Genomic DNA, 26,218 nt, shown 5'->3' on the forward strand with positions numbered 1-26,218 from the left:
GCGGGAGGGACCTCGGCGACGAACGCAGCACCGAACGCAGCGCCGAACGCAGCGATGGACACGGAGATGAGTGCGGAGATGAGTGCGGTGAGGACCGCGGGAAAGATGGCACGGGGAAGGTCCTCACTGGCGAGCGCCATCGGGCAGGTAGCGGACGACCCGCACCACGCGGGTCCCCGCCTGGACGCGGGCTTGCAGCGGGAAGTCGGTGTCGCGCAACACGGCCATCGCCTGGGCCAACGCGTCCAGGAAGTTGCCGCGCAGCGTGACCTCGGCATCGATGGGGAAGTCGCGATCGACCTCCCACACCAGCTGCCAGCCCGCCTCGCGTGTCCAGCGCTGCAACGCCTGGTGGACGGTGCCGTCGACGCGGGCGAAGGTCCACCCCATCGCAGCGTCGGTCTCGAGGTCCGCCCGTGCGGCGGCGGCCGCCGACGACGCGGCGGCGACCGGCCGTGGACCGGTGTCCGGCGGCAGGGGCGATGCGGAGATCGCCGCGCCGGACATCAGCGCGCAGACGCAGAGGAATCGTGACGAGACCATCGGTGCGCGTTCAGTTGGCCATCAACGCGTGGACGGTGACCACGGCGCTCTCGGTCTTGCATGCATCGACGAGTTTGCCGACGCCGATCGGCTCGGCGGAGCCGGGCACTTTCACGACCTTGTTGTCGGCGGGCTTCGTGTGCCTGATCTCGGCCGTCTCCTCGCCGACCCAGATGCCGTCGGCCACGAGCGCGAGCCCCCGCGCGACGCTGGCGCATTGCGACGCGGGAATGCCGGTGTAGCTCAGCGTGAACGCCTCGCCCTTCCTCGCGGCCCCGAAGTCGTCGTTGAAGCCCGCGACGAAGATCTGGCCGCCGAGCTCGTGCTTCACGGTGACGGCGTCGCCCGCCACGGTGACGGATCCGAGCGGGAAGGCGCTCAAGCCGTGCGCGCGGGCGGTGGTCACCTCGGCGAGGTTCACCGCGCCGGTTTTCCCGAAGCCGGCCACGTTGGCCCGGATCTGCGGCGCCTGCCGCAGCAGGGCGGAGCGGTCCATCTGCGCGTTGAGGTTGCGCATGCCCATCAGCACGATGACCATGACAACGATGATCACGCCGACCCCGATCAGGAGTTCGAGCAGGGTGACGCCGCGTTGCGGACGGGCGCCGGCGCGGCGGTGCTTCGAACGGGCGAGGGGCGCGGATGCGGTGACGACGTCGAGGGTCATGGGAACAGACCTCCTTTCCAGAGAGTGCGAGAAGACAGGGGTGCCAGCCGTGACCAGCGGTGGCTCAGTGGGGGTGCGCCACAATGCGCGCATGACTCCCTCGAGGTCCGCTTCCGTGTCTTCGCTCTCCGCCCAACAAGCCACCGCCCGCGCCGCCGAACTCCGCGCGCTACTGCATCACCACGCCCACCTGTACTACGTGCTCGACACGCCGTCGCTGCCCGATGCCGAGTACGACAAGCTGTTCCAGGAACTGCAGGCCATCGAGGCCGCGTTCCCGGCGCTGCTGACGCCGGACTCGCCGACGCAGCGCGTGGGCGGGCAGGTGCTGGAGGGCTTCGAGCCGGTGAGGCACGTGGTGCCGATGTTGTCGATCCGCACCGAGACCGACACCGAGGCCAGCGGCGCCGAGAACTTCGACGCGCGTGTGCGCCGCGAACTGGACCTGGGCGAGAACGCCGCGCCGGTCGAGTACGCGGCGGAGCTGAAATTCGACGGCCTGGCGATCAGCCTGCGCTACGAACACGGCGTGCTGGTGCAGGCCGCCACGCGCGGCAACGGCGAGACCGGCGAGGACGTGACGCAGAACGTGCGCACGATCAAGCAGATCCCGTTGAAGCTGTCGGGCGAGGGCGCGAAGGCCGCGGTGCTGGAGGTGCGCGGCGAGGCCTACATGCGTCGCGACGATTTCGAGGCGCTCAACGAACGGCAGCGGGCCGCGAACGAGAAGACCTTCGTCAATCCGCGCAACACGGCCGCCGGGGCGATCCGGCAGCTGGACCCGGCGCTGGTGCGGCAGCGGCCGCTGAGCTTCTTCGCCTACGGCATCGGGGAGACGCAGGGCTGGGAGATCCCGGCGACGCACAGCGCGATGCTGGACGCGCTGCAGGCCTACGGCCTGCCGGTCAACGCCGACCGCGCGGTGGTACGCGGCGCCGAAGGCCTGGTGGCCTTCCATCAATCGATCGGCGAGAAGCGCGATGCGCTGCCCTTCGACATCGACGGCGTCGTCTACAAGGTCAACAGCCGCGAGCTGCAGCGGCGGCTGGGCTTCGTCTCGCGCGAGCCGCGCTGGGCGGTGGCGCACAAGTACCCGGCGCAGGAACAGGTCACGACGCTCGACCGCATCGACATCCAGGTCGGCCGCACCGGCAAGCTGACGCCGGTGGCCAAGCTGGAACCGGTCTTCGTCGGCGGCACGACGGTCAGCAACGCGACGCTGCACAACCTCTTCGAGATGCGACGCAAGGGCATCCGCGTCGGCGACCAGGTCATCATCCGGCGCGCCGGCGACGTGATCCCCGAGGTCGTCGGCAAGGTCGATGCGAAGCGCGCGAGCTACGTGCCCAACTTCCGCATGCCGAAGCACTGCCCGATCTGCGGCAGCGACGTCGTGCGCGAGAAGGGCGGCATCGACCACCGCTGCAGCGGCGGCATCTTCTGCCCCGCGCAGCGCAAGCAGGCGATGCTGCACTTCGCCGGGCGGCGCGCGATGGACATCGAGGGCCTGGGCGACAAGCTCGTCGACCAGCTCGTCGACGGCGGCATCGTCACCAGCCTGCCGGGGCTCTACAAGCTCGGCGTGGCCAAGCTCACCGCGCTGGAACGCATGGGGGACCGGAGCGCGCTGAACCTGATCGACGCGCTGGAGAAGAGCAAGCGCACGACGATGGCGCGCTTCCTCTTCGCGCTGGGCATCCGGCAGGTCGGCGAGACCACGGCCAAGGATCTGGCGAAGCACTTCGGCAACCTGGACGCGCTGATGGGCGCGAACGAGGAGCAGTTGCTGGCGGTCAAGGACGTCGGGCCGATCGTCGCGAAGAGCATCGCGGCGTTCTTCGCCGAGGCGCACAACCGCGAGGTCGTCGAGCAGCTGCTCGCCGCGGGCGTCGAATTCCCGCAATCGGACGGGGCCGCCGCGGCGCCCGCCGGACCGCAGCCGCTGGCCGGCAAGACGCTGGTGCTGACCGGCACGCTGCCGACGCTGTCGCGCGACGAGGCCAAGGAGCTGATCGAGGCCGCCGGCGGCAAGGTCAGCGGCTCGGTGTCGAAGAAGACCAGCTACGTGATCGCGGGCGAGGAGGCGGGCTCCAAGCTCGACAAGGCGCGCGAGCTGGGTGTCACTGTCCTCGACGAGGAAGGCCTGCAGGCGCTGCTCGCCGCGCCTCCGGATGCGATCGCGGCGGAATGAATAAAGGGACGGCGAACCGTCCCTTCGATGCACGCTGTATCGGGGCCTTCGGGCCCCGATGTCATTGGAGGCTCAACTCGCAGCGACCGTCTTCCGACGGATCACCATCGCCATGACCGCCGCCAGCAGGCAGGCCGCGCCGGCGACGTACAGCGCCGGGGCGTAGCTCAGCAGCAGGCTGCGGCTCAGCCCCGCGCCGTAGGCTGCGACTGCCGCGCCGATCTGGTGGCCCGCGAAGATCCAACCGAACACCATCCCCACCTTCGCCGCGCCGAAGCGCTCCGCCGTCAGGCGCACCGTCGGCGGCACCGTCGCGATCCAGTCCAGTCCGTAGAACACCGCGAACAGCGACAGCCCGTAGAGCGTGAACTCCGCGTTCGGCAACCACATCAGCGACAGCCCGCGCAGCGCGTAGTACCAGCACAGCAGCTTGCGGGTGTCGTAGCGGTCGCTGAGCCAGCCCGACAGGATCGTGCCGATGAAGTCGAAGATCCCCATCATCGCCAGCACCGAGGCCGCCGGCACCGCCGCCAGACCGTAGTCGCCGCACAGCGAGATGAAATGGGTCTGCACCAGGCCGTTGGTGGACAGCCCGCAGATGAAGAAGGTGCCGAAGAGCAGCCAGAAGGTCGGTTGGCTCGACGCTTCACGCAAGGCGGTGAACGGCGTGAGCCACGTGACCTTGGCGGCGGGCGCGGCCGGCGCCGCGGCAGCGGCAGGATCGGCGCCATAGGGCGCGAGGCCCACATCCGACGGCCGGTCGCGCATGAACAGCAGCACCAGGCTCATCACCGCCAGGCACAGCACGGCCAGCGGCAGCAGCGGCGCGCGCCAGCCCCAACGCTCGATCATCCAGGCGGCGATCGGCAGGCAGATCAACTGGCCGGTCGCGGCGCTCGCGGTGAGGATGCCCATGATCAGGCCCTTGCGCGTCGCGAACCAGCGGTTGGACACGATGGCGCCGAGCACCAGCGCCGTCATGCCGCTGCCCAGACCCAGCACCACGCCCCACAGCACGACCAGGTGCCACAGCTGCGTGACCAGCCCGGCCAGCAGCATGCCGCCGCCGACCAGCCCCAGGGCCACGCTGACGACGGCGCGCACGCCGAAGCGCTCCATCAGCACCGCCGCGAACGGCCCCATCAATCCGAACAGCGCGAAACGCAACGCCAGCGCCGACGAGATCTGGCTGGTGGACCAGCCGAATTCCTGCGCCAGCGGCTGCAGCATCGCGCCGGGCAGGCCCAGCGCCGCCGACATGAACAGCATCGTCAGGAAGGTCAGCCCGGCGATCACCCAGCTGAAGTGCAGACCCCGGTGGGTCATGCGTCGGGACATGGCGGCGGCAAGCATGCGGGAGGATCCTTCCAGGGGTGCCTGTTTTAATGATGGCCGCCATCGTATCGGGATTTCCGACGCCCGCCGCAGATTTGATGATGCCCCTACTCAAAATCGTGACATCGCGCCTCGGCCGGAAGTTGTAGCGGGGCTTCCTACAATGGTGCCCATCATGAAAGTCACCAAAGAGCAATCGGCCGCCAACCGCAAGGCGCTGGTCGACGCGGCATCCAAGTTGTACCGCGAGCGGGGCGTGGCCGGGGTCGGTCTGGCGGAGATCTCCCGCGAGGCCGGCTTCACGCACGGCGGCTTCTATGGGCGCTTTGCGTCGAAGGAGGAACTCGCGGCCGAAGCCTGCGATGTGGCCTTCGAAGGCTCGCTGTCGCGGCTGGGCGCGCAACTGGAGAAGCACGGCGGCGACTACCAGCCTTTCCTCAAACGCTACTTCGGCGCCGCGCATCGCGACGCGCCCGGGGCGGGATGCCCGATGGCGGCGCTGGGCGTCGACGCGGCGCGCGAGGGCGGTCTGCTGCGCGAATCGATGAGCACCGGCATCGCCGCCTACCTGCGCGAGCTGGCCGTGCACCGGCCCGACGGCACGATCGTCGACGAGCCGACCGCGGAGGATGAAGCCCGCGCGATCGGCGTGCTGTCGACGATGGTCGGCGGGATGATCCTGGCCCGGGCCTGCGCGGGCGCGGCACCGGGCCTGTCGGACAGGATCCTCAGGACGTCGCTGGAGGCGACGTCGAAGGCAGCTTGAGCACACCCACCGCCAGCGCGGTGCCGAGCAGCACGACGAGGCAACCCGCGGCCATGCTGGCGCTCAGCGTCTCGCCGAGGAAGATCCAGCCCCACAGCAGGCCGAAGACCGGGATCAGGAAGGTCACCGAGATCGTGTTGGTCGGGCCGACGCGCTTCATCAGCCGGAAGAACAGGATGTAGGCGATGCCGGTGCACAGCAGCGCCAGCAACGCCACCGCGCCCCAGGCGTGACCGCTCGGCATCGCGGCCGGACGCAGCGACCAGGCCGGCGCGGCCAGCAGCAGCGCGGCGGCGAACTGGCTGCCGGTGGCGACGGCCAGCGGGCTGGCGCCGGTGAGGTAGCGCTTGGTGGCGCTGGCGGCGACGCCGTAGCTCAGCGCGGCGATCAGGCAGGCGACGATCGCGAAGCCGCTGCCGCCGGGCTTGAACGAGGCCTTGTCCCAGGCCAGCAGCACGACACCCGCGAAGCCCAGCGCCAGGCCCAGCATCCGCGACCCGTCCAGGCGTTGCCCGAACCAGGCCCACGCGACCAGCGCGCCCCACATCGGCGTGGTGGCGTTGAGGATGCTCGACAGGCCGGCGTTGATCGACAGCGCCGCGAAGCTGAACAGCGCGAACGGGAAGGCGCTGTTCAGCAGACCGACCAGCAGCAGGCCCTTCCAGTGAGTGCGCAGGTCGCCGAGTCCTTCGCGCAGGCCCAGCAGCGGGATCAGGAACAGCGAGGCCCCGGCCACGCGCACGGCAGCCGTCGCCACCGCGCCGAACTCCGGCGCGGCCACGCGCATGAACAGGAAGGACGCGCCCCAGATGGCGGCCAGGACCAGCAGTTCGATCAGATCGCTACGCTTCACGCGGGGGCCTCTTGGTTGTTGTCGTGCTTGCCGGGACGGCGAAGGGCCGGGGTCCCGGGAGGAGTCTCTATGGGCGAGGAGCGCAGCTTAGCGGGCAGGCCTCCTTCAATTGTCAGTAGGGCTTCCTTGCGGTGGAGGCCGCCGGCGTAACCGGTGAGGCTGCCGTCAGCGCCGAGGACGCGGTGGCACGGGATCAGCACCGACACCGGGTTGCGCCCCACCGCCGCCGCGACGGCGCGCACGGCCTCCGGCCGGCCCAGGCGTGCGGCGAGCTGGCCGTAGGTCAGGGTCTCGCCCGCCGGGATGCCGAGCAGGGCCCGCCACACGGCTTGCTGGAATGCGGTGCCCGAGGGCGACATCGGGGGAAGCGCCGCGGTCCGGCCAGCGAAGTAGTCCTTCATCGCCGCGACGGTGTCGCGCAGCAGCGCGTCCTCATCGTCGCGGGGAGCAGCAAGGGCGCCGGGGTGGTACTTCTGGTCCTCGAACCACAGACCCGACAAGCCCTCGGCATTGCGCGCGATCAGCAGGCGGCCGAGCGGGGTGTCGGTCTCGGTCCAGGCAGTGTGGTGGCGGTGGTTCATCGAAACTCTCCTTGGTGGGCGGGAGGCCGGGCCTTGGTTTGGCGGGAGGTCCGCCAACTCCGGTGGGCCAAGCGCGGGCTCTCCACGAGGCAGGGGGCATCCCTCCGGGAACCCCCAGCCTCATTCCGGCCCCACAACCCTGGGTTGACTTCGGGTGGGTTTGGCAGCGGCGGACTTCGAAACGGACTTGGCAGCGGCCGACTTCGAGAGAGTCCTCGCAGCGGCGGATTTCGTTGCGGCATCCCGCCATAGTTGCAACACGGCGTAGCTGCGGTAAGGAGCGAAATGCTCGGCGGCAGCGATCAGTTCGCGCGGACGCAGCGGCTGGCCGGCGCGTTCTTCAAGGCATTGCTTCAGCACGACATCGCCCGGCAGATAGGCGTCGGGCCAGCTCCAGCCGCGCATCAACATGTAGTGCGCCGTCCACGGACCAAGGCCGGGCAGGGCGGCGAGCTCCGCGATCGCGTCCTCCACCGTGCCGCGGCCCTGGGCAAAGGCCAGCGTCGGCCATTGGCGGGCAAGGTGGATCAGCGCCTCGGCCCGGCGGCCGGGCATGCCGATCGGGGCGATGTCGTCGACCGTGGCGGCGGCCAACGTGGCCGGCGTCGGGAACACATGCGTCACGCCGGGCGGGGCGCCAGCGGCATCGGGCAACGGCTCGCCGAATCTGGCGATCAGGCGCGTGGCCAGCGTGCGTGCGGCCGCGACCGTCACCTGCTGACCGAGCACGGCGCGGATCGCGAGTTCGAATCGGTCCAGCGACCCCGGCAGGCGCAGTCCCGCGGCGGCAGGACCGAGGGTCTCGCCGAGCGCGGCGGCGATGGCCTGCGGGTCGGCATCGAGGTCGAGCCAGCGGCGCAGGCGCGGCATCAGCGGCGCGATCACCGGCCACAGCGACGCGCTCAGCGACAGGCGCACGCGCGGCCGTTCATCGCCGTCGGGGGGCAGTCGCAGCGACAGCCAGCCCAGCACGTCCGCCTGGCCCGGGCGCACCAGTCGCACGCTGCGCGACAGCGACAGGCGCTCGACATCGACCTGCTCAACACCTGGCACCGCACGGGTGGCGAGGAAGTTCAGCAGCGCCGAGCTCAGCAGCGGCGGGCGCAGGTCCAGACGCAGCTCGGCGGTCTCCAGCGCGTTGCCGGATGCGCTCGAATCGGCCTCGGCGCCGCCCTTGCGCAGCGCGCTGGGACTCAGACGGTAGTGTTCCTGGAAGGCGGCGTTGAAGCGGCGCAGGCTCGAGAAGCCTGCCGCGAGCGCGACCTCGCCGATCGGCAGCCGCGTGTCGGTCAGCAGCTGCTTGGCCAGCAGCAGCCGGCGCGTCTGCAGGTACTGGAGCGGTGCAACGCCGTGCACGGCGGTGAAGACGCGGCGCACATGGCGCTCGCTGACGCCCAGGTGCGCGGCGAGTGTGGGCAGCGAGGCTTCCTCTGGCGCGCATTCGTCGAGCCAGCGTGCTGCTTCGCGTGCCAGCACCTCGGCGGCGTCCATCGTGCTCCATGGGCGTGCGGCCGGCGCCAGTTCGGGGCGGCATTTCAGGCACGGGCGGAAGTGGGCGGCCTCGGCCAGCGAGGCGCTGGGGAAGAAGCGGCAGTTCTCTCGTCGCGGCGCGCGCACCCGGCAGATCGGGCGGCAATAGACGCCGGTCGAGGTCACGCCGACGAACCATTGACCGTCGAAGCGCGCGTCGCGCGCCAGCAGCGCGGGGTAGCAGTGATCCGGGTCGAGAAGGAAGTCCATGGCAAGGATCATAGGAGCCGGTGTCCGGCGGTTCTCGCCGTTTTCGGACATGTCCCTGTTCCCCCTGGGGGCCCACCACGAGACGTCCGGAGGGAACCGGCCAGGGCCCCCTTTTCGGAAGTCGAGGAGGGAATTTGGAGGCCGTGGCGGCCGACAAAGGAGGGACATGGAGAAAAGGGGGCCCTGGCCGGTTCCCGATCGCTCGGTACCAAGGAGCCTTGGCCGATCCCCGCGCGCTCAATCCTGGCCCGGGAATTGCCCTCTGTAGCCCGCCGTGCACCGGGTTACACGGACCTCTCATAGGCGCTGCCTACAATGCGCCCCAGTTTCGAACCACCACCAATTCCTGCAAGGAAGCACATGCAAGTTCACGCATCCATCTTCAAGGCCTATGACATCCGCGGGGTCGTGGGCACGACGCTGGACGAGACGCTCGCCGAGCATCTCGGCAAGTCCTTCGGCACCGAGGCGATCAACGCCGGTGAGAAGGCCGTTGCCGTCGGCCGCGACGGCCGCCTGTCGGGCCCGTCGCTGGTGAACGCGCTGATCCGCGGGCTGAAGTCGACCGGTCTGGACGTCGTCGACATCGGCGCCGTCACGACGCCGATGCTGTACTACGTGGCCGCGACGCGCGGCAAGCATGGCTGCAACTCCGGCATCATGGTCACGGGCAGCCACAACCCGAAGGATTACAACGGCTTCAAGATGGTCCTGAAGGGCGCCGCCGTCTACGGCGAGCAGATCCAGGGCCTGAAGCGCCGCATCGAGTCCGAGGACTACGCCACCGGCAACGGCCGCGTCGGCCAGATGGACGTCATCGCCGAGTACACCCAGCGCATCGTCAAGGATGCCAAGCTGTCGCGTCCGATGAAGGTCGTGGTCGACAGCGGCAACGGCATCCCGGGCGCGACCGCCCCGGCCATCCTGCGCGCGCTGGGCTGCGAGGTGGTGGACATCTTCTCGAAGGTGGACGGCGACTTCCCCAACCACCATCCGGATCCGTCGCGTCCCGAGAACCTCGAGGACCTCCGGCGCATCGTGCACGCGACCGACGCCGAGCTGGGCCTGGCCTTCGACGGCGACGGCGACCGCCTGGGCATCGTCACCAAGGACGGCACGATGATCATGCCGGACCGCCAGATCATGCTGATCGCGGCGGACATCCTGACGCGCCTGCCGGGCTCGGAGATCATCTTCGACGTCAAGTGCACGCAACGCCTGGCCCCGTGGATCGTCGAGCACGGCGGCAAGCCGCTGATGTGGATGACGGGCCACTCGCTGGCCAAGGCCAAGCTGAAGGAAACCGGCGCGCCGCTGGCCGGCGAGCTGTCGGGCCACATCTTCTTCGCCGAGCGCTGGTACGGCTTCGACGACGCGATGTACACCGCCGCGCGCATGCTGGAAATCCTCTCGCGCAGCGACGACCCGAGCAAAGTCCTGAACGACCTGCCCAACAGCGTCAACACGCCGGAACTGAACGTCCCCTGCAAGGAAGGCGAGCACCACGAGGTCGTCGCCAAGCTCAAGGAGATCGCCGAGTTCCCGAACGCCAAGGACATCATCACGATCGACGGCATCCGCGTGGAGTACGACGACGGCTTCGGCCTGGTGCGCGCGTCCAACACGACGCCGGTGCTGGTGCTGCGCTTCGAAGGCCACACGCAGGAAGCGCTGGAGCGCATCCAGAAGGAAGTGCTGGCCCAGCTCCAGCGCGTGAAGCCGGACATCACGTTCACGTCCGGCCATTGAGCGGCGCATCGTTGAGCGGCCCATCGTTGGCGGGCTCCTTGATCGCGGCATGGGGCATTCGCCTTTGAGTTCCGATTCGTTCAAGGAGCGCCTGGCGCGCGCGGTCTTCAGCACCGTGCTGAGGCTCGCGACGCCTGCCTACCTGGCGCGCGTGCTGCTGCGCGGGCGCGTGGAGCCGCTCTACGCGGTGCATCCGGGCGAACGCTTCGGCTTCGGCGAGGCGATCGCCCCGGGCGCGATCTGGGTGCATGCGGTCTCGCTGGGCGAGACGCGGGCGGCTGCGGCGCTGATCGAGCGACTGCGCCAGGAGCGGCCCGGCATGCGGCTGCTGCTCACGCACACGACGGCGACCGGCCGGGAGGCCGGCCGCGCGCTGCTGCGCGACGGCGACACGCAGCGCTGGCTGCCCTTCGACACGCCCGGCGCGGTGCGCCGTTTCCTGAAGCGCACGCGGCCGTCGGTCGGCGTGCTGATGGAAACCGAGATCTGGCCCAACGTGCAGCACGAGACGCGGAAGGCGGGCGTGCCGATGGTGCTCGCGAATGCGCGGCTGTCTGCGCGCAGCCTGCGTCGCGGCGAGAAGTTCAAGGCGCTGCTGGCGCCGGCGGCGCGCAGCCTGCGGCTGGCGCTGGCGCAGACGGCGGCCGATGCCGATCGGCTGCGTCAGGCCGGCGTCGTGGACGTGCGCGTCTGCGGCAACCTGAAGTTCGACCTCCAGCCCGATGACGCGCTGCTCGCGCGAAGCCGCGCGTGGCGCGCCGGGCTGAACCGGCCCGTGGTGATGCTGGCGGTGTCTCGCGAAGGCGAGGAGTCCGCGATGCTGGCCGCCTGGAAGGCGGCGTCGCAGGCGAGGGCGCAGGCGGGTTCACCGCTGCTGCTGATCGTGCCGCGGCACCCGCAGCGCTTCGACGAGATCGCCGCGATGGTGACCGAGGCCGGCCTCACGCTCGCGCGCCGCAGCGCCTTCGGCACCAGCGACATCGCCACGCCGCCGCTGAGCGCGGGCGTGGCGGACGTGTGGCTGGGCGACTCGATGCGCGAGATGGCGCTGTACTACGGCCTGGCCGACGTCGCGCTGCTCGGCGGCAGCTTCGAGAAGCTCGGCGGACAGAACCTGATCGAGACGGCCGCCTGCGGCGTGCCGCTGTTCATGGGACCGCACACCTTCAACTTCGCCGAGGCGGCGGAGCTGTCGCTGCAGGCAGGCGCCGCGCGGCGCGTCGAGACCCTGCCGCGGGGCGTGGCAGAGGCGCTCGCGTTGCTCACGAGGCCGGATGAGCGCGATGCCATGGCTGCGTCGGCCACGGCCTTCGCTGCCGCGCATCGCGGCGCGGCGGCGCGGATGGCGGCGCCGATCCTGGACCTTCTGGCGCGCTAGGCGTCGCCAGTCCTGAAGGCCCGCGAACGGGCGCCTCGGCGCGGTTCAGGACGGGATCTCGCCCAGCGGCCGTGGCCTCAGAGTTCCTCGACGGCGTGGACCGAGAGCCACTCCTCGAAGTTCTTCTTGGCGAGACTCGTCAGGATGCCTTGGAACAGCGTCTTGTCGCCCAGATAGAGGCTGTGACGGATCACGGTGAAAGGATTCATCCGGTTCTCGGAACTGTCTTCGAAGTGGACCTGGTATCGCTTGACGATGCCGATGTTCTCGCGCAGGTACTGGTTGAACTCCGAGCGTGAAATGGACGGCTGCGCCGTCACGATCTCCTGAACGAAGCCATCCACCTTCTGCGGCACGAAGTCGAAGGTGGGGAAGAAATGGCTGGCGATCTTCAGGAAATTGAAGGCGTTGAGCTTCGCGCTGCGACGCTCGGTCGCCGGGGACTCGGGAGGCTCGGTACGCGGCGCTTCACCTGGCGCCGCACCATTGACGCCTTGCGGAACCGACGTTTCCGCTGGCTCGGCCGGCTCGTCCTCTTCCTTTTGAAGCTCCTCTTCGGTGGAGTCCCGAATCTGCCGGAACTCGCGGTCGGCCAGCTCGAAGAGCGCGGCCAGCGTGTTGATCCGGCGCTTCAGATGGTTGGGAATGGACTTCTTGTACTTGATCTTGTGATCCAGCACGCTCCAGGAGTCCTGCACGATCGTCCGTACCTGCACTTCGAACTGAAGGTCCGCATAGGCCCGGTACTCGGGCAACTCGAGCCGCGGGTTCTTCAGCTTGAGATCGAAATGCAGACCCTTGTAGCCGAACGAGGCCTCCGTGTTCTCGATGGTCGAGATCTTGTCGGTGACTTCGACCACCTCGAACTCGCTCTGGAGAATCGCGCCGATCTTCTCGATGTCGTCCTCATAGAGGCAGACGATGCGCAGGCCCACCAGGTCACTGACGTGGTTCCTGATCTCGTACGCCGTCGACCCGGCTTCCAGGGCTTGACGGTATTTGAGATTGAATTTCTTGATGCACTCCTCGCGGTCCTTCAGCCGCGACTCGATCTTGGAGAAGGGCACCGAGCCGAGTTGTGGGAGCAGGTCCGTGAGGAGGCTGACCAGCGACCTGCTGGCGTTCTCCAGCATCGCCGAATTGGCGTCGTAGAAGACACGGAACTGTGCCTTCTCGCCCTCGAAGTCCAGACTCGCCATGGTTCTCCTCTCCATTGTGATCGCCGGCTTCCAACCGGCGACCGTCTCATCGATCGACTCGCCAGGGCGCAGCGGCCCTGCGACACCTGTACAGCGCTCAGTCCGGAAACGGGTGCGCTCGTGCTCCTGCCCATCATCGCACCGTGCGCCGGCCACAGTCGTCGGCAGCGCGGAGGCCTGGTCCAGGGAAACTCTGCACAACTCCCCGCAGCCGCCGCGGCGAGTCATGCAACGCCGGCCTGGCAAGACCTGACACGCTTGCCCTGACGCAAATCCTCACGCTATCCTGTTCCGCGACCTGGGCGTGAGGGAGCATCAATGCAACATCTGATGAAGGCCGCCTTGGTGGCCCTGCTGTGGCTGGCGGCGGCCATGTTGTCGCGGTCCATGGCCCATGCCGCGACGCAGACCACGCTGGTCTGGCTGAGCAGCGGCATCACGTTCGCCGCTCTGCTGGTCAGCGCCCGCTGGGCCTGGCCGGCGCTTCTGGCGGGCGCCGGGGTGGCCGCGACCGTGTGGGGCCTTGTGGATCACCGGCTCGGGGTCGGCCCGGCATTGGCGTTCGCCGGCATCGAGGTGTCGAGCATGGCGCTGGGCGCCTGGATCGCGACGCTCGGCCGACAGGATTCGCAGACGCCTCGCGGGGCGGCGCTCTTGATGGCCGGCGCCGTGGCGGCGTCGCTGATCGGGGCCACGCTGGCGACCTTGCTGTGGGGCTGGCAACGTCCGGACGCAGACCTCGGCGTCGAGTGGCGCGCGTGGGCGCTGTCGACGATCGTCGGCCTGCTGCTGGTCGCGCCGCTGGTCACCGCCTTCCAGGGCTTCCGCATCAGACGATCGGGCGGCCTGCCGATGGCGCCGTTCCTCGGCGGGGCGGTGGCATTCGCCGGCTTCATCATCGCCGTGCTGCTGGTGTTCTCGGACCAGGCCGCGCAGCGTTGGGGCGGCGTCGCGGCGACCTTGGCCTACGTGCCGATGCCTTTCCTGCTGGTGGCGTCGCTGATGTGGGGCGCTCGCGGCGGCACGCTGGCCACCTTGCTCGGCGCCTTGCTGATCATCGGACGCACGGCGCAGGGCGACGGGCCGTTCGCGTTCCATGAAGGCTTCCGCGGCGAGGCCGTCGTCGAGGTGCAGGGCTTCGTGATGGTGTGGGCGGCCGTGCTGCTGGTGACCCGCGCGCTGGCCGAGGGGCGTCGCGCCGCGCTTGCCCGCGCGGACGAGTGGCACCTGCGCTACGAGCGCACGCTGCGGGCCGTGGGCGTGGCCAGCGTCGAGTACGACGCCACCACCGGCCGGGCCACCTGGGGGGCGGGTGCCGACCAGGTCCTGGGCCGCGCGGCGTCGGCCGCCGTCACTATCCAGGACTGGCTCGACTTGATCGACCCCGCGGAACGCGGCCTGGTGGAAGCCACCTGGCAGGCGGTGGCGCAGGGCGTGCGCGCCTCCAGCGAGCAGGCCTACACGCTGCGCCTGCCGGGCGGACAGGTGCAGCGCGTGCGCGAGCGGCTGGCCGCGGTGCACGGCGGCGACGGTCGGGTCGAGCTGGTCGTGGCCCTGCTGAGTCTGGCGGCCGGGGAGAAGACCCATGGCTGAGCCGGCCGTTTTCCTGATCCATGGCCTCGGCGGCACGCAGTACGACCTGGGCTCGATGCACAAGCGCCTGAAGAACGCGGGCTTCGTCACCTACTCGATCACGCTGCCGGGCCACGGCGGCCAGCCGTCCGACCTGCTCGGCGTGCGCGCCGAGGACTGGCTGGAGGCGGTCCGGGCCAAGTACCGCGAGATCGTCGACCAGCACGAGGTGCTGCATGTGATGGGCATGTGCATGGGCTCGCTGCTGGCCATCGAGACCTGCAAGCGCGAACGGCACGACAAGGGACGTCTGGTCGCGCTGGCGCCACCGGTCTTCATCGATGGCTGGTCCACGCCCTGGTATCGCGGGCTGCGCCACCTGCTGTACCTGGTGCCGGGCGTGACGGACCGGATGCGCGTGGATGAGGAAGATCCGTACGGCATCAAGAACGATCAGCTGCGCGCCATCGTGCGCGCCAAGTTCGAGCGCGGCGATGCCTTCGCCTACAGCTGGGTCCCGCTGGCCTGCATCCGCGAGGTGGATCGCCTGCGCCGCTTCGTGAGGAAGGACCTGACCCGCATTCCCTGTCCCACGCTGGTGATCCATGCGCGCGAGGATGAATTGACCAGCGTCCGCTCCGCCAATTTTCTCGTCGAGCACATCGGCGCCGGCAAGCGCGCCGGCCAGGCGCGCATGGTGATTCTGGAGAACAGCTATCACCTGATCTGCGTGGACAACGACAAGGAGATCGTCGCCCAGCGCACCCTGGAATTCTTCGGCGCCAGCGACGCTGGCCTGGGCGTGAGCCGCGACGATCCGCGCATGAGCCGCGAGGCGATCGACGCGCTGTTGGCCGCCGCCCGCGCGGACCTGGAGCGCGCCGACTTCGCCGCCCTGTACGAGCGCGGCATCCCCGACTTCACCTGGTACCAGCCGGGCCACAACCGCAGCACCGGCATCTTCCGCGGCGTCAAGGGCCTGGCGCGCTTGCAGGCTTGGGCGGGCGAGGGGCTGACGTTCACCGCTTTCGGCACGCCGGTGCTCAATGCCGGCATGGCGGTGCTGCCGACGACGCTGAAGACCGGTTCACTGGCCTCCCAGGGCGTGCTGGCGATCAGCCTGCATCAAGGGCGGCTGATCGAGGCACGATGGTTCCCGGACGAGCCCGCGCTGGAGGACGAGCACTTCGGCGGCGAGCCCGTGCCCGATGGCCCCAGCCCGGCCGAAGCGGCCTTCGAGGCCGCGGCCGCGCTGTCCCGGACGCTCGCCAGGGCGCCCGATGAGGCCAGTCTGCTGCGGTTGTATGCGCTGTACAAGCAGGGGAGCCTCGGCGACGCCACCGGCGAGCGGCCGGGCGTCCTGGACGTGGTGGGGCGTGCGAAGTACGACGCCTGGGCGAGCCTACGAGGTCGGCCGCGCGAGCAGGCCATGAGCGAGTACGTCGCGCTGGTGCAGGAGCTCAAGGCCGCCGATGCCCCGGCCGTCGCGGCCTGAGGCCGAAAGGCCTGGAAGGGCCGAAAGCGCCGAAAGCGCCGAATGGGCCGAAAGTGCAGAATGGGCCGGCGCCGGCCTGTGTGTGCCGGTGCACAGACGGCGCGGGCGGATGCCCGCAACCTGATCTCCCATGGTGATGCGTCAGCGTCAGGAGACAGAGTGAAGCCAGCCGCGTTCTACGACCTGAGTTCCGGATCCATCCGCTTCTGGGTGCTCGTTGGCGAGCAATTCATCGGCGCCTCCGTCCGGCGCGAGACGCTGCACTATCGCTACAGCCCCAACGGCACGAACGACGATCCGCTGCAGACCTTTCAGGCCCACACGGATGAACTCGAAGGGATCGTCCGACGCCGCATCGCCGGCGGCTCTCGCGAGCCCATCATGCTGCGCGATCACGACCTGAAGGTCGAATAGCCACTCGCGGGCCACTCGCGGGCCACTCGCGATGGCGCGTCGCGACAGGGCCTCGCGACCGCACCTCGCGACGGGGGCTACTGGTTGCTGGTCGACCGGACCTCGCCGAGCGTCGTGACCCCTTGCAGGACTTTCGCGATCCCGTCCTGTCTCAGCGTCGTCATGCCTTCGGACATGGCCAGATGCATGAGCTCTTCCGCGCGCCCGCCGGTCTGGATGAGGCGGCGGATGGGCCGGGTGACGGTCAGCAGCTCATGCAGGCCCGCGCGGCCCTTGAAGCCGGTGTGGTCGCACTTGTCGCAGCCGGGCGAGTGGTACTGAAGCAGGTTGGGCTGGCCGTACAGGCCCTTCCACTCGGCGAGGACCTTCTCGCGGTCCGGCCGGTTCTCGGCCGAGAACACATGCAGGTAGTCGTCGAGCAGCTCGTTGAGCGTCGTGTCCGACATCGGTTCGGACTTGCGGCATGACGGGCAGATGCGCCGCACCAGCCGTTGCGCCAGCACCGCCAGCAGCGAGTCGGCGAAGTTGAACGGATCCATGCCCATGTCGAGCAGCCGCGTGACCGTCTCCGGCGCGCTGTTGGTGTGCAGCGTGGAGAGCACCAGGTGACCCGTCAGCGAGGCCTCGACCGCGATCTCCGCGGTTTCCTCGTCGCGGATCTCGCCCACCATGATCACGTCCGGGTCCGCGCGCAGGAAGGCGCGCAGCGCCTTGGCGAAGGTCCAGTCGATCTTCGGATTGACCTGCACCTGCCGCAGCCCCGCCTGCGTGATTTCGACCGGGTCCTCGGCCGTCCAGATCTTGCGTTCCGGCGTGTTGATGTTGGCCAGCACCGAGTGCAGCGTCGTCGTCTTGCCCGACCCCGTCGGGCCGACGCACAGCACCATGCCGTACGGCCGCTCCGAGGCCGCCTTCAGCTCGCGCAGGTTGCGCTCCGAGAACCCCAGCTTCTCCATCGGGATCGGCTTGGCCGACGCCAGGATCCGCATCACCACGTCCTCGAGGCTGTTGTTGGTCGGGATGGTCGCGACCCGCAGCTCGATCTTGTGGCGTTCGGAGAACTTGGCGAAGTTGATCTTGCCGTCCTGCGGCTTGCGGCGCTCGGAGATGTCGAGGTCGCACATGATCTTGATCCGCGCGATCAGCGCGCTGCGATAGGTGTGCGGCAGCTCCAGGTGGGGCTGCAGCACGCCGTCCTTGCGGAAGCGGATCTTGACCTTCTCCTTGCCGGGATAGGTCTCGATGTGGATGTCCGACACGTTCTGGTTGTGCGCGTCGATGATCATCGTGTTGATCAGCCGCACCAGCGAGTTGTCGCTCTGCTCGATCTGCCGGTCCTTCTCCTCCTCGCGCGCCGTCTCGCGGGCGGACTGCTCCTGGCCCTCGCGCTCGAGCGTCTCGATCAGCTTGTCGGAGCTGTCGAGCTCGAAGTCCATCGTCAGCGCGGGCAGGGCACCGCCGATGGCGGAGACCGGCTGGTTGCCGAAGCGCTCATAGGCGCCGGGGATCGCGAAGGTCAGCGAGCCCAGGCGCGCCAGCGCCGGCACGACCTTGAGCTGGGTGATGAACTCGACCTCGTCGATGCAGTCGCGCCGCGTGGGATCTTCCATCGCCACGATCAGGCGCCCGTCGCGCAGCACCAGCGGCAGCACCTCCAGCCGCTTGGCGACGGAGAAGGGGAGCTTGCGCACCGAGTCCGGCTCGATCGCGAAGTTGTCCGCGTCGACCAGCGGATAACCCATCTTGCGGGCCAGCGCCGATTGCAGCTGGGCGCGCGTGACGATGCCCTTGCGCACCAGCAGCTCGCCCAGCGGGACCGAGCGGTCCTGCTTCTGCTGCGCGAGCGCCTCGTCCAGCTGCGCCTGCGTGATCAGGTCCAGCGCCAGCAGCGCCTCGCCGATGCGCACCATCGGCATCTTGGCCTGCTGCTCGATGGCCTGCATCAACTGCTCGGCGCTGACGATGTGCTGCGCCACCAGGATGTCGCCGACGCGGCGGTCGCGCAGTTCGCGCTGCTCGTCGGCGGCGGCGTCGACCTGCTCCTGCGTCACCACCAGCTGGCGCACCAGCAGGTCGCCGATGCGCTCGCCGACCTCGAAGCTGACCAGGACCTCGCGCGGCACGAACATGCAGCGCACCCAGTCGCTGGTCTCGCTGACCGGCGGGAAGAGGAACACGCCGAGCTCGGTCTCGTGGTGGCCGATGGTCGTGCCCTTCTGTTCCTCGCCGCCCTGGTAGACCAGCTTGAATTCGCTGCGCGGGCGCTGGTCCAGCGAGGTCGCGTCATCCGCCGTGGACGGGTCGCGCGGCGGGACCTCGATCGCATGCAGCAGCTTGAGCGCCTTGAACTGCGAGAACTTCAGCGGCATCGCGTTGCGCGCCGGCGGCACGACGACCTGGGCCAGCCGTTCCGACGGCACCATCAGGATCACCTTGCCGACCGTGCGACTGCCGTTCAGGCCGAGGATCTCGCAGGCCTGCGGCTCACGCTGCGGGCGCGGGCGCGGATAGGCGGCGAAGGGCGGGGTGGGCCACTCGAACTGCGGTGCCGCTTCGGCCGGCGCGCTGCCTGGCTGGGCTGTGGGCCATTGAAGCGGCACGGACGGGTCGGTCATCGGTCGGTCTCCGCGGGGAATTTGTATCTGGACATTCTTGAAGCGGGAGATTAACCCGTTTGAAGAGTGGTCACTACCCAGATAAGCAGGTGGCATGCCTGACTGCGGCATCAGGCGAACCGTCCGCGGGCGGGCGGGGGCCAGGTCTCGCGTCTAGACTCGTTGCCATGAAGAACCTTCTGGTCACGGGCTTCGACCCGTTCGGCGGCGAGGACGTCAACCCGTCCTGGGAACTGGCGCGATCGCTCAACGGCGAGGTGATCGCCGGTGCCCGTGTCGTGGCCGTGCAGTTGCCTTGCGTGTTCGGAGAGGCCCTGCACCGGCTGGACGAGGCCCTGCAGCGCGTGCGGCCCGCGATGGTGCTGGCGATCGGCCAGGCGGGCGGGCGCTGCGACCTGTCGCTGGAGCGGATTGCGATCAACGTGGACGACGCGCGGATCCCGGACAACGCCGGCGCGCAACCGGTCGACGAGCCTGTCGTGGCCGACGGCCCGGCGGCGTATTTCTCGACGCTGCCGATCAAGGCGATCGTCGCCGGACTGCGGGCGGCGGGGTTCCCGGCGTCCGTGTCGCAGACGGCGGGCACCTTCGTCTGCAATCACCTGTTCTACGGCTTGCAGCACCGGCTGGACGGCCAGGGCGTGCGCAGCGGGTTCATGCACATCCCCTACCTGCCGGAGCAGGCCGCGCGCCATCCCGGCGCGCCCAGCCTGCCGTTGCCGACGCTCGTGGCGGCGACCCGGCTGGCGATGGAACTGGCCGTCACCGCCGAGGAGATCCGGGCCGGGGGCGGGCAGCTCGACTGAGCGCCAGGGCGCGGCGCAGCGATCGTCTGGTGGTTCTCGGTGAGGCGTTCACGCGCTTGACCGATGTCAATGAACGCCCACCAGGCGCAGAGCGAGGGGACACGATGGCCCAACTGAGGGGGCAGGCGGGGCGGGGCGGTCGATCCGGTGGATCCGGTCGATGGCCGCGTCCGTCGCCTGTCACCTTCGCGGGCACCGACCCGCTCATCGGAGTCCGCCATGTCCATTCGCCAGATCGTCCTCGCTGCGCTGACGGCCGCGCTGTCCGCGGGTCCTTCGGGGGGCGCCCGCGCCGCCGACGGCCGGGCCAGGGGCCAGTGCCTGGATCTGGCCCAGGCGGGCCAGCACGTGTGCGCGGGGCCCTCGGCCGACGAGCACACGCCCGGCGAATGGGCGTACGTCGCGAAGGGCGTCCGGTGAAGCGCGGCACCACCCTGTGGCCGGTCGCGGTCGGCATCGGCTGGCGCCAGCCCCATTACCGGGAGGTGATGGCGCACAGCGCGCTCGATCTCGACTTCCTGGAGGTGCACACCGAGAACTTCCTCGCGCCCGGCGGTGCCGGACGTCAGCTCCTGCTGGACGCCGCGCGCCGGTGCCCGGTCAGCCTGCACGGGGTGGGACTGGGCCTGGGTTCGGCGGTCGGCGTCGACTACCGGCACCTCCAACGCGTGCGTGCGCTGATCGAGGCGATCAAGCCCGCGGTGGTGTCGGAACACGCCGGCTTCACCCGCGTGCGGCATCGTCACGGGATCGTGCATGCGCACCAGCCGCTGCCGATTCCCCTCAGCCCGCGCGGCCTGTCGCGGCTGGTGTCGCAGGTGGACGCGGTGCAGCAGGGCCTGGGTCGCCAGATCCTGATCGAGAACCTTGGCGCCCATCTGGCCTGGGACGAGGACGTGATCAGCGAGCCCGACTTCCTCAACGCGCTGGCCGAGCGCACCGGATGCGGGCTGCTGCTCGACCTGAACAGCGTGTTCGTCCATGCGCTCAATCGCGGCCTGGACGACGAGGCCGCGTTGCGGGCTGGCCTGGGCTGGCTCGACGGCGTGGAGCCGGCCGCCGTCGGCCAGTACCACGTGTCGGGCCATTCGCGGGTGGACGGCCTGGTCTTCGCCGACCACGGCAGCGCGGTCGGGGAGGCGGTGTGGTCGCTGTACCGCCATGCGCTGATCCACATCGGCGCCCGGCCGACCCTGATCGAATGGGACAACGCGCTGCCGCCGCTCACGGCCCTGTGCGAGGAAGTGGCCCGGGCCCGTCGGGAGCAGGCCGCGCTGGACCGGGAGCTGATCGCGCCGCCGCCGCCGCGGCCGTCCTCGCGTCACGAGCGTGTGCGGCCGACGTCGCGCACGGCGGAGCGTGGCACGGCGCCGATGCTGTCGACGGCGGTGTGCCAGCCGCCCCCTCGGGAGCGGCAGGGCCTGCCGGACCTACACGACCTTCCCGACCTGCCGGATCTACCGGATCTACTCGATCTGCAGGCCTGCCTGGTGACCGCGCTGCTGGCGGGACCGGGCGCCGACATCGCCCTGCTGGCGCCTCCCGGGCTGCGCGCCCTGGCCGGCATCGCCGGCGGACTGCCCAGGGCGCTGCGGGCGTACCAGGCGCATCTCAGCGCCCAGGCCGAGCGCGCGTTGGCGGTGGTCTATCCGCGCCTGCGCGAGCGCGTGGAGGCCGATGAGCCCGGGAGCTTCGCCTCGCTGGCCTGGGCCTGCTGGCGCCGTCACCCGCCCGCCGACGGCGATCTGGGTGAATGGGGCGAGGCGCTTGTCGGCCTGCTGGCCGGCGCCGAGGCCGAAGGCCTGCCGCCGCTGTGGACGGCGCTGGCCCGGATCGAATGGGAACTGCACCGCGTGGCGCGCATCGCGGATCCGCAGGCGGACCTGGACTCGCTCGCGCTGCTGGGACGCCTGCCGGCCGGCGCGGTGCGGCTGGTGCTCGCGGACCATGTCGCGCTGCATGGCTGCGACGCGCCCGGCCCGCGGGCCTTGCTCGAACTCGCCAGCGAGTCCTTCGGCAGCGGACCGCGCCACGCGCTGATGGTGTGGCGGGACGGTTGGGGCGGTCAGTCGATCGCGCTGGACGGCGTGACCACGCGCTGGTTCGAATCGCTGCGTGCCGGGCTGGATCTGGAGCGCGCCTTGCACGAGGTGGGCGCGGCCTTCGACTTCAGCGCCTGGCTCTCGACGGCGGTCACGCGCGGCTGGCTGGCCCGCGTCGAGACCGTCGAGATGGCCGTCACTCCCTGGGGCGGAAGGTGATGATCATCACCCGCGGCACGGTGCCGTCGGTGTCGGTGGGCAGCTTCTCCGTCTTGTCGAGCGCGCGCAGCACGGCACTGTCGAAGTCCGGCAGCCCGCTCGACTGGACGATCTTGCGCGCGACGATCGTGCCGTCCGGACCCGCACGCACTTCAACCTCCGCCTCGGGGTTGGATGCGCCGCCCGGATCGTTGTAGATGATGTTCGGACGCACGCGGGCCTTGATCCGCCCTGCGTAGTTCGCCGACGGTCCGGAGCTTCTCGCCGCCGTGCCGGTCGAGGTCGGCGCGCCCGTCCCGCCGGCCATGCCCTGGATGCGGCGCAGGTTCTCCTGGCGTTGCGCCTCGGCCTTGGCTTCAGACTCCTTGCGGGCCTTCTCGGCCTTGGCCTTGTCGGCGGCCTTGGTCTCGTCCTTCTTGGCCTCGTCCTTCTTCGCCTGTTCTTCCTTGGCCTTGCGGTCGCGTTCCTTCTGGTCCGCTTCGTCCTTCCTGCGCTGTTCCTGCTTGCGCTTGTCCTCGGCCTCGCGCTGCTCCTGCTCTTCCTTGAGCTTGCGTTCCTTGGCCTTGGCGACCGCGATGTCCGCGTCGCGCTGGGCCTGGACCTCCTGCGGGGTCGGTTGTTGCGGCTTCGGAGGTTCGGGCTGGGGTTTCGGCGGTTCGGGCTGCTTCTCGGTCGGCAGCTGCTCCTTGGGCGCGGCGGCCTGCGGGACGGCGGACCACAGCTCCGCGTCCATCGCCGGCACCGGCGCCGAACGCCAGCTCACGCCGAAGCTCAGGGCCGCCACCAGCAGGATGTGCGCGACGATCGCGAAGCTGAAGCCGCGGCCCAGCCCGGGCGCGGGCGGCGGACGCAGGGGGTCGCGGTCCGGGTGGAATCGGGAGACCAGGGTGCTCATCGCGTGCGATCGTTGTCCGGTCTCAGCGGTCGGCCGCGGCGCCGTTCTTCACGGACAGGCCCACGCGCTGGATGCCCGCGCGCTGCAGCACGTCCATCGTCTTGACGACGGCCTCGTACTTCACGTTGCGGTCGGCGGAGATCACGACCGGCGTGGCCGCGTCGCCCTTCTGCGCGTCCTTGACGCGCGCGGCCAGCGCCTTGAGCGGCACCGGCGACGGATCCTGGTCGCCGTCGAGCTTGATCTTGAGCTGCTCGTCGGTACCGACGATCACCTGGATCACGTGCTGCGGCTGCGTGCGGCTGGAGCCGACGCTGGGCAGGTCGACGACGCCGGTGGTGATGAGGGGCGCGCTGACCATGAAGATGATCAGCAGCACCAGCATGACGTCGATGAACGGGACCATGTTGATCTCGTTCATCGTGCGGCGGCGCGAACCGCCGCGGGAGGACATCGCGGGCATGGGCCGGGTCTCCGGATCAGCGCTGCGCGGCCGGCGCGGGCTGGCCGGCGTTGCGTTGCAGGATGTTGGAGAACTCCTCGATGAAGGTCTCCAGCGTGATCGCGTTGCGGTCGATCTGGCGCGCGAAACGGTTGTAGGCCAGCACCGCCGGGATCGCGGCGAACAGGCCGATCGCCGTCGCCACCAGGGCCTCGGCGATGCCGGGCGCGACGGTGGCCAGCGTCACCTGCGTCAGGTTGGACAGGCCGACGAAGGCGTGCATGATCCCCCAGATGGTCCCGAACAGGCCCACGTACGGCGACACCGAACCCACCGAGGCCAGGAAGGACAGGTGCGATTCCATCGCGTCGAGCTCGCGCTGGAAGCTGGCGCGCATCGCGCGGCGGGCGCCGTCCAGCAACTGGCCGGAGTCGACCACGCGCTTCTCGCGCAGCTTCAGGAACTCGCGCATGCCGGAGGCGAAGATGCGCTCCAGCGGTGCGCCGTCCTGGCGGTTGGAGACGTTGTTGTAGAGGTCGTTGAGGTTCTTGCCCGACCAGAACTCCTGCTCGAAGCCCTCGTTGCGCGAGCGGATGCGGCCCAGCGAGATGAGCTTGCTGAAGATCACGCTCCAGCTGGCCAGCGAGACCAGCAGCAGCGCGGCGATCACCAGCTGCACCGTGAGGCTGGCATGGGCGATCAGGGAAACGATGGAGAGGTCTTGGTTCATGAGGTCGACGGGCGGTGGTCGGGGATCAGGGGCGGATCGGCGGCGGATCGAGGACGGGATCGAGGACGAATTGTGACAAGACTGGCGGGGTCCTCGGCAAACGGCGGACCAGCCACATGCAAAGAAGCGTGTCAGCGGCGTCAGCGATGGGCGGGCGAGACCGACCCCGCGGCCCCCGGCGTCGGCTGCAGCGCTTGCAGGATGCGTGCCGGGATGCGCGCCGGTTTCAGGCTGATCGCATCGACGCAGCCGATGCGGATGCGTCCCTGCGTCAGCAGCTGCTCGCCGCGCCAGACCTGCTGGTCGATGACCAGGCTGGCGCGGCCGACCTCGGCCGGCACGACGCTGACGCGCAGCCAGTCGTCCAGCCGCGCCGGCGCCAGGTAGCGCAGCGCGGTGTCGCTGACGACGAACATCAGGCCCTCGTCGCGGCGCATCGTCTCCTGCTCGAAGCCCAGGCCGCGCAGCCATTCGGTGCGGGCGCGTTCCATGAACTTCAGGTAGTTGGCGTAGAAGACGACGCCGCCGGCGTCGGTGTCTTCCCAGTAGACGCGCAGTTCGTGCTGGTGGACGGGCAGGGCGGGCGACGGGCCGGCGACGGTCAGCGGACCGCCGAGCAGCGCCGGGACGGTGGCGGCGCCCGGGTCGGCGCCGGCGCCGGATTGGGCGTCGGAGGAGAAGTCTGAGGAAGGGTCGGGCGCGGTCATGCGGCGCGGGCTTTCAGTTGGTCGAGGCGGGCGCGGACGCGGTCGAGCGCCTCGCGGAGGTCGTCCATGCTGCTGGCGAAGGACAGGCGCAGGAAACGTTCGCCGAAGGCCGGGCCGAAGTCGCGACCGGGCGTCAGCGCGACCTGGGCGTGTTCCATCAGGTCCATGCACAGGTCCCAGCTGCCGAGGCCGGTGCCCGAGGCGTCGGCCCAGGCGTAGAACGCGCCGTCGGGCACGACCGGCACGGGCAGGCCCATCGCCTCGAGCGCGGGCACGACGACGTCGCGACGGCGGCGCAGTTCTTCGCGGCGGCGTTCGTACTCGGTGATCGAGTCGGGTTCGAAGCAGGCCAGCGCGGCGTGCTGGGCGATCGTCGACGGACAGATGTAGAGGTTCTGCGCGAGCTTCTCGACCGCGCCGACCATTGCCGTCGGCAGCACCAGCCAGCCGAGCCGCCAGCCGGTCATGCCGAAGTACTTGGAGAAGCTGTTGATCGACACGACGTCGTCGCCGAGCGTCAGCGCGCTGCGCGCATAGCGGTCGTCGTAGCCGAGCGGCTGGTAGATCTCGTCGACGACGGTGACGCCGCCGCGCTCGCGCACGAAGGCGTGGATGCGGGCGAGTTCGTCCGGCGCGATCGAGGTGCCCGTCGGGTTGCTCGGCGAGGCGAGCAGCACGCCGCGGCTGTGCTCGTTCCAGTGCGCGCGCAGCCGCTCGAGGCTGAGCTGGAAGCGCTCTCCCGCGGTCGACGGGATCAGCACCGGCGTCGCGTCGACGGCGGCGACGAAGTGCCGGTTGCACGGATAGCTGGGGTCCGGCATCAGGACCTCGTCGCCGGCCTGGAACAGCGCGAGGCAGGCGAGCTGCAACGCGGCGGACGCGCCCGCGGTGATGACGATGCGATCGGGATCGAGGGTCAGCTGTTGCGTCTGGCCGTACCAGTCGGCGATGCGCTGACGCAGCGCGCGCAGGCCGTTGGCCTGCGTGTAGGGGATGCGGCCCTCGGCGGTGAAGCGCGCGGCGGCCTCGCGGACGCCGGGGCTGGCGCCGAAGTCAGGTTCGCCGATGTTCAGGTAGATCATGCGCCGGCCGCCCCGGGCCGGATCACAGATCGCCGAGCGGGCGATCTCGTCGGCCCGCTTGGCGCACTCCATGACATAGAACGGGTCGATGTTCCCGACACGATTCGAAAGTCTCATGCGCGCCATCATAGGGTGAGACGCGGCGAGGTCCGCGTCGGGATCGCAGACGCCCGATCGATGGGGATTGATGCGGTCTT

General features: G+C 69.8%; 23 protein-coding genes. 10 read left to right on the forward strand and 13 right to left on the reverse strand.

Annotation, left to right across the window (positions count from 1 at the left end; translation table 11 throughout):
* Positions 1-123: 123 nt before the first annotated feature.
* Both AC1VNM_RS05875 and AC1VNM_RS05880 read right to left on the reverse strand, forming a co-directional pair.
* A complete protein-coding gene (locus AC1VNM_RS05875; RefSeq protein WP_483106187.1) occupies positions 124-543 on the reverse strand; it encodes a toxin co-regulated pilus biosynthesis Q family protein in 420 nt (139 codons plus the stop codon).
* Between the two features lie 10 nt (positions 544-553).
* Entirely contained in the window at positions 554-1,210 is a 657-nt protein-coding gene (locus AC1VNM_RS05880; RefSeq protein ID WP_483106188.1) for a hypothetical protein, read from the reverse strand.
* Positions 1,211-1,301: 91 nt separating this feature from the next.
* Here AC1VNM_RS05880 and ligA point away from each other — a divergent pair, with 91 nt between their 5' ends.
* Positions 1,302-3,401, forward strand: a complete 2,100-nt coding sequence (gene ligA, locus AC1VNM_RS05885) for an NAD-dependent DNA ligase LigA (protein ID WP_483106189.1) — start codon at positions 1,302-1,304, stop codon at positions 3,399-3,401.
* Positions 3,402-3,473: 72 nt separating this feature from the next.
* Here ligA and AC1VNM_RS05890 read toward each other — a convergent pair whose 3' ends face one another.
* On the reverse strand, positions 3,474-4,754 hold the full coding sequence (locus AC1VNM_RS05890) for an MFS transporter (RefSeq protein WP_483106190.1): 1,281 nt from the start codon (positions 4,752-4,754) through the stop codon (positions 3,474-3,476).
* Positions 4,755-4,911: 157 nt separating this feature from the next.
* On the opposite strand from AC1VNM_RS05890, the gene AC1VNM_RS05895 reads away from it, so the two are divergent.
* A complete protein-coding gene (locus AC1VNM_RS05895) occupies positions 4,912-5,502 on the forward strand; it encodes a TetR/AcrR family transcriptional regulator (protein ID WP_377155351.1) in 591 nt (196 codons plus the stop codon).
* Here AC1VNM_RS05895 and AC1VNM_RS05900 read toward each other — a convergent pair.
* The 3 genes from AC1VNM_RS05900 to AC1VNM_RS05910 form a co-directional block, all read right to left on the reverse strand.
* Positions 5,465-6,355 carry a DMT family transporter gene (locus AC1VNM_RS05900; RefSeq protein ID WP_377155350.1) on the reverse strand — a complete coding sequence of 297 codons (891 nt, stop codon included), beginning with the start codon at positions 6,353-6,355 and terminating at the stop codon, positions 5,465-5,467. The two genes, AC1VNM_RS05895 and AC1VNM_RS05900, sit on opposite strands and share 38 nt — an antisense overlap.
* Positions 6,352-6,936, reverse strand: coding sequence for a methylated-DNA--[protein]-cysteine S-methyltransferase (locus AC1VNM_RS05905; protein ID WP_483106191.1), 585 nt, complete (start codon positions 6,934-6,936; stop codon positions 6,352-6,354). Before AC1VNM_RS05905 ends, AC1VNM_RS05900 begins: the two co-directional genes overlap by 4 nt.
* A 120-nt stretch (positions 6,937-7,056) precedes the next feature.
* Positions 7,057-8,676 (reverse strand): DNA-3-methyladenine glycosylase 2 family protein, encoded by a 1,620-nt coding sequence (locus AC1VNM_RS05910; protein ID WP_483106192.1) that lies wholly within the window; start codon positions 8,674-8,676, stop codon positions 7,057-7,059.
* 360 nt (positions 8,677-9,036) lie between these two features.
* Between AC1VNM_RS05910 and AC1VNM_RS05915 the strand changes: the two genes are divergently transcribed.
* Both AC1VNM_RS05915 and AC1VNM_RS05920 read left to right on the forward strand, forming a co-directional pair.
* Complete coding sequence (locus AC1VNM_RS05915; protein ID WP_483106193.1) at positions 9,037-10,425, forward strand: phosphomannomutase/phosphoglucomutase; 1,389 nt, start codon at positions 9,037-9,039, stop codon at positions 10,423-10,425.
* 49 nt (positions 10,426-10,474) lie between these two features.
* Positions 10,475-11,803, forward strand: coding sequence for a 3-deoxy-D-manno-octulosonic acid transferase (locus AC1VNM_RS05920; protein WP_483106194.1), 1,329 nt, complete (start codon positions 10,475-10,477; stop codon positions 11,801-11,803).
* 77 nt (positions 11,804-11,880) lie between these two features.
* On the opposite strand, the gene AC1VNM_RS05925 is transcribed toward AC1VNM_RS05920, so the two are convergent.
* On the reverse strand, positions 11,881-13,230 hold the full coding sequence (locus AC1VNM_RS05925; protein ID WP_483106195.1) for a GTP pyrophosphokinase: 1,350 nt from the start codon (positions 13,228-13,230) through the stop codon (positions 11,881-11,883).
* 90 nt (positions 13,231-13,320) lie between these two features.
* On the opposite strand from AC1VNM_RS05925, the gene AC1VNM_RS05930 reads away from it, so the two are divergent.
* The 3 genes from AC1VNM_RS05930 (at position 13,321) to AC1VNM_RS05940 (ending at position 16,483) form a co-directional block, all read left to right on the forward strand.
* The gene (locus AC1VNM_RS05930; RefSeq protein ID WP_483106196.1) at positions 13,321-14,595 is read left to right on the forward strand and encodes an MASE1 domain-containing protein; all 1,275 of its coding nucleotides are present in this window, start codon (positions 13,321-13,323) and stop codon (positions 14,593-14,595) included.
* The gene (locus AC1VNM_RS05935; RefSeq protein ID WP_483106197.1) at positions 14,588-16,069 is read left to right on the forward strand and encodes an acyl-CoA-binding protein; all 1,482 of its coding nucleotides are present in this window, start codon (positions 14,588-14,590) and stop codon (positions 16,067-16,069) included. Before AC1VNM_RS05930 ends, AC1VNM_RS05935 begins: the two co-directional genes overlap by 8 nt.
* A 159-nt stretch (positions 16,070-16,228) precedes the next feature.
* Positions 16,229-16,483 (forward strand): DUF1488 family protein, encoded by a 255-nt coding sequence (locus AC1VNM_RS05940; protein WP_377155341.1) that lies wholly within the window; start codon positions 16,229-16,231, stop codon positions 16,481-16,483.
* A 77-nt stretch (positions 16,484-16,560) separates the two neighbouring features.
* Here the strand turns inward: AC1VNM_RS05940 and AC1VNM_RS05945 are convergent, their stop codons facing one another.
* Complete coding sequence (locus AC1VNM_RS05945; protein ID WP_377155340.1) at positions 16,561-19,098, reverse strand: GspE/PulE family protein; 2,538 nt, start codon at positions 19,096-19,098, stop codon at positions 16,561-16,563.
* A gap of 167 nt (positions 19,099-19,265) precedes the next feature.
* On the opposite strand from AC1VNM_RS05945, the gene pcp reads away from it, so the two are divergent.
* The 3 genes from pcp (at position 19,266) to AC1VNM_RS05960 (ending at position 22,165) form a co-directional block, all read left to right on the forward strand.
* The gene (gene pcp / locus AC1VNM_RS05950) at positions 19,266-19,904 is read left to right on the forward strand and encodes a pyroglutamyl-peptidase I (RefSeq protein ID WP_483106198.1); all 639 of its coding nucleotides are present in this window, start codon (positions 19,266-19,268) and stop codon (positions 19,902-19,904) included.
* A gap of 219 nt (positions 19,905-20,123) precedes the next feature.
* Positions 20,124-20,324, forward strand: a complete 201-nt coding sequence (locus AC1VNM_RS05955) for a hypothetical protein (protein WP_377155338.1) — start codon at positions 20,124-20,126, stop codon at positions 20,322-20,324.
* Entirely contained in the window at positions 20,321-22,165 is a 1,845-nt protein-coding gene (locus AC1VNM_RS05960) for an MbnB/TglH/ChrH family RiPP precursor modification enzyme (RefSeq protein ID WP_483106199.1), read from the forward strand. The genes AC1VNM_RS05955 and AC1VNM_RS05960 overlap by 4 nt, the downstream gene beginning before the upstream one ends.
* Here the strand turns inward: AC1VNM_RS05960 and tolA are convergent.
* The 5 genes from tolA to AC1VNM_RS05985 form a co-directional block, all read right to left on the reverse strand.
* On the reverse strand, positions 22,143-23,060 hold the full coding sequence (gene tolA, locus AC1VNM_RS05965; RefSeq protein WP_483106200.1) for a cell envelope integrity protein TolA: 918 nt from the start codon (positions 23,058-23,060) through the stop codon (positions 22,143-22,145). The two genes, AC1VNM_RS05960 and tolA, sit on opposite strands and share 23 nt — an antisense overlap.
* 22 nt (positions 23,061-23,082) lie before the next feature.
* Entirely contained in the window at positions 23,083-23,523 is a 441-nt protein-coding gene (tolR, locus tag AC1VNM_RS05970) for a protein TolR (protein ID WP_377155336.1), read from the reverse strand.
* Positions 23,524-23,539: 16 nt separating this feature from the next.
* Positions 23,540-24,232 (reverse strand): protein TolQ, encoded by a 693-nt coding sequence (gene tolQ, locus AC1VNM_RS05975; RefSeq protein WP_377155335.1) that lies wholly within the window; start codon positions 24,230-24,232, stop codon positions 23,540-23,542.
* A 140-nt stretch (positions 24,233-24,372) separates the two neighbouring features.
* Positions 24,373-24,939, reverse strand: coding sequence for a tol-pal system-associated acyl-CoA thioesterase (gene ybgC / locus AC1VNM_RS05980; RefSeq protein WP_483106201.1), 567 nt, complete (start codon positions 24,937-24,939; stop codon positions 24,373-24,375).
* Positions 24,936-26,138 carry a pyridoxal phosphate-dependent aminotransferase gene (locus AC1VNM_RS05985; protein ID WP_483106202.1) on the reverse strand — a complete coding sequence of 401 codons (1,203 nt, stop codon included), beginning with the start codon at positions 26,136-26,138 and terminating at the stop codon, positions 24,936-24,938. Before AC1VNM_RS05985 ends, ybgC begins: the two co-directional genes overlap by 4 nt.
* Positions 26,139-26,218: the final 80 nt, after the last annotated feature.

The organism is Mitsuaria sp. MSU3D (genome assembly GCF_056867975.1).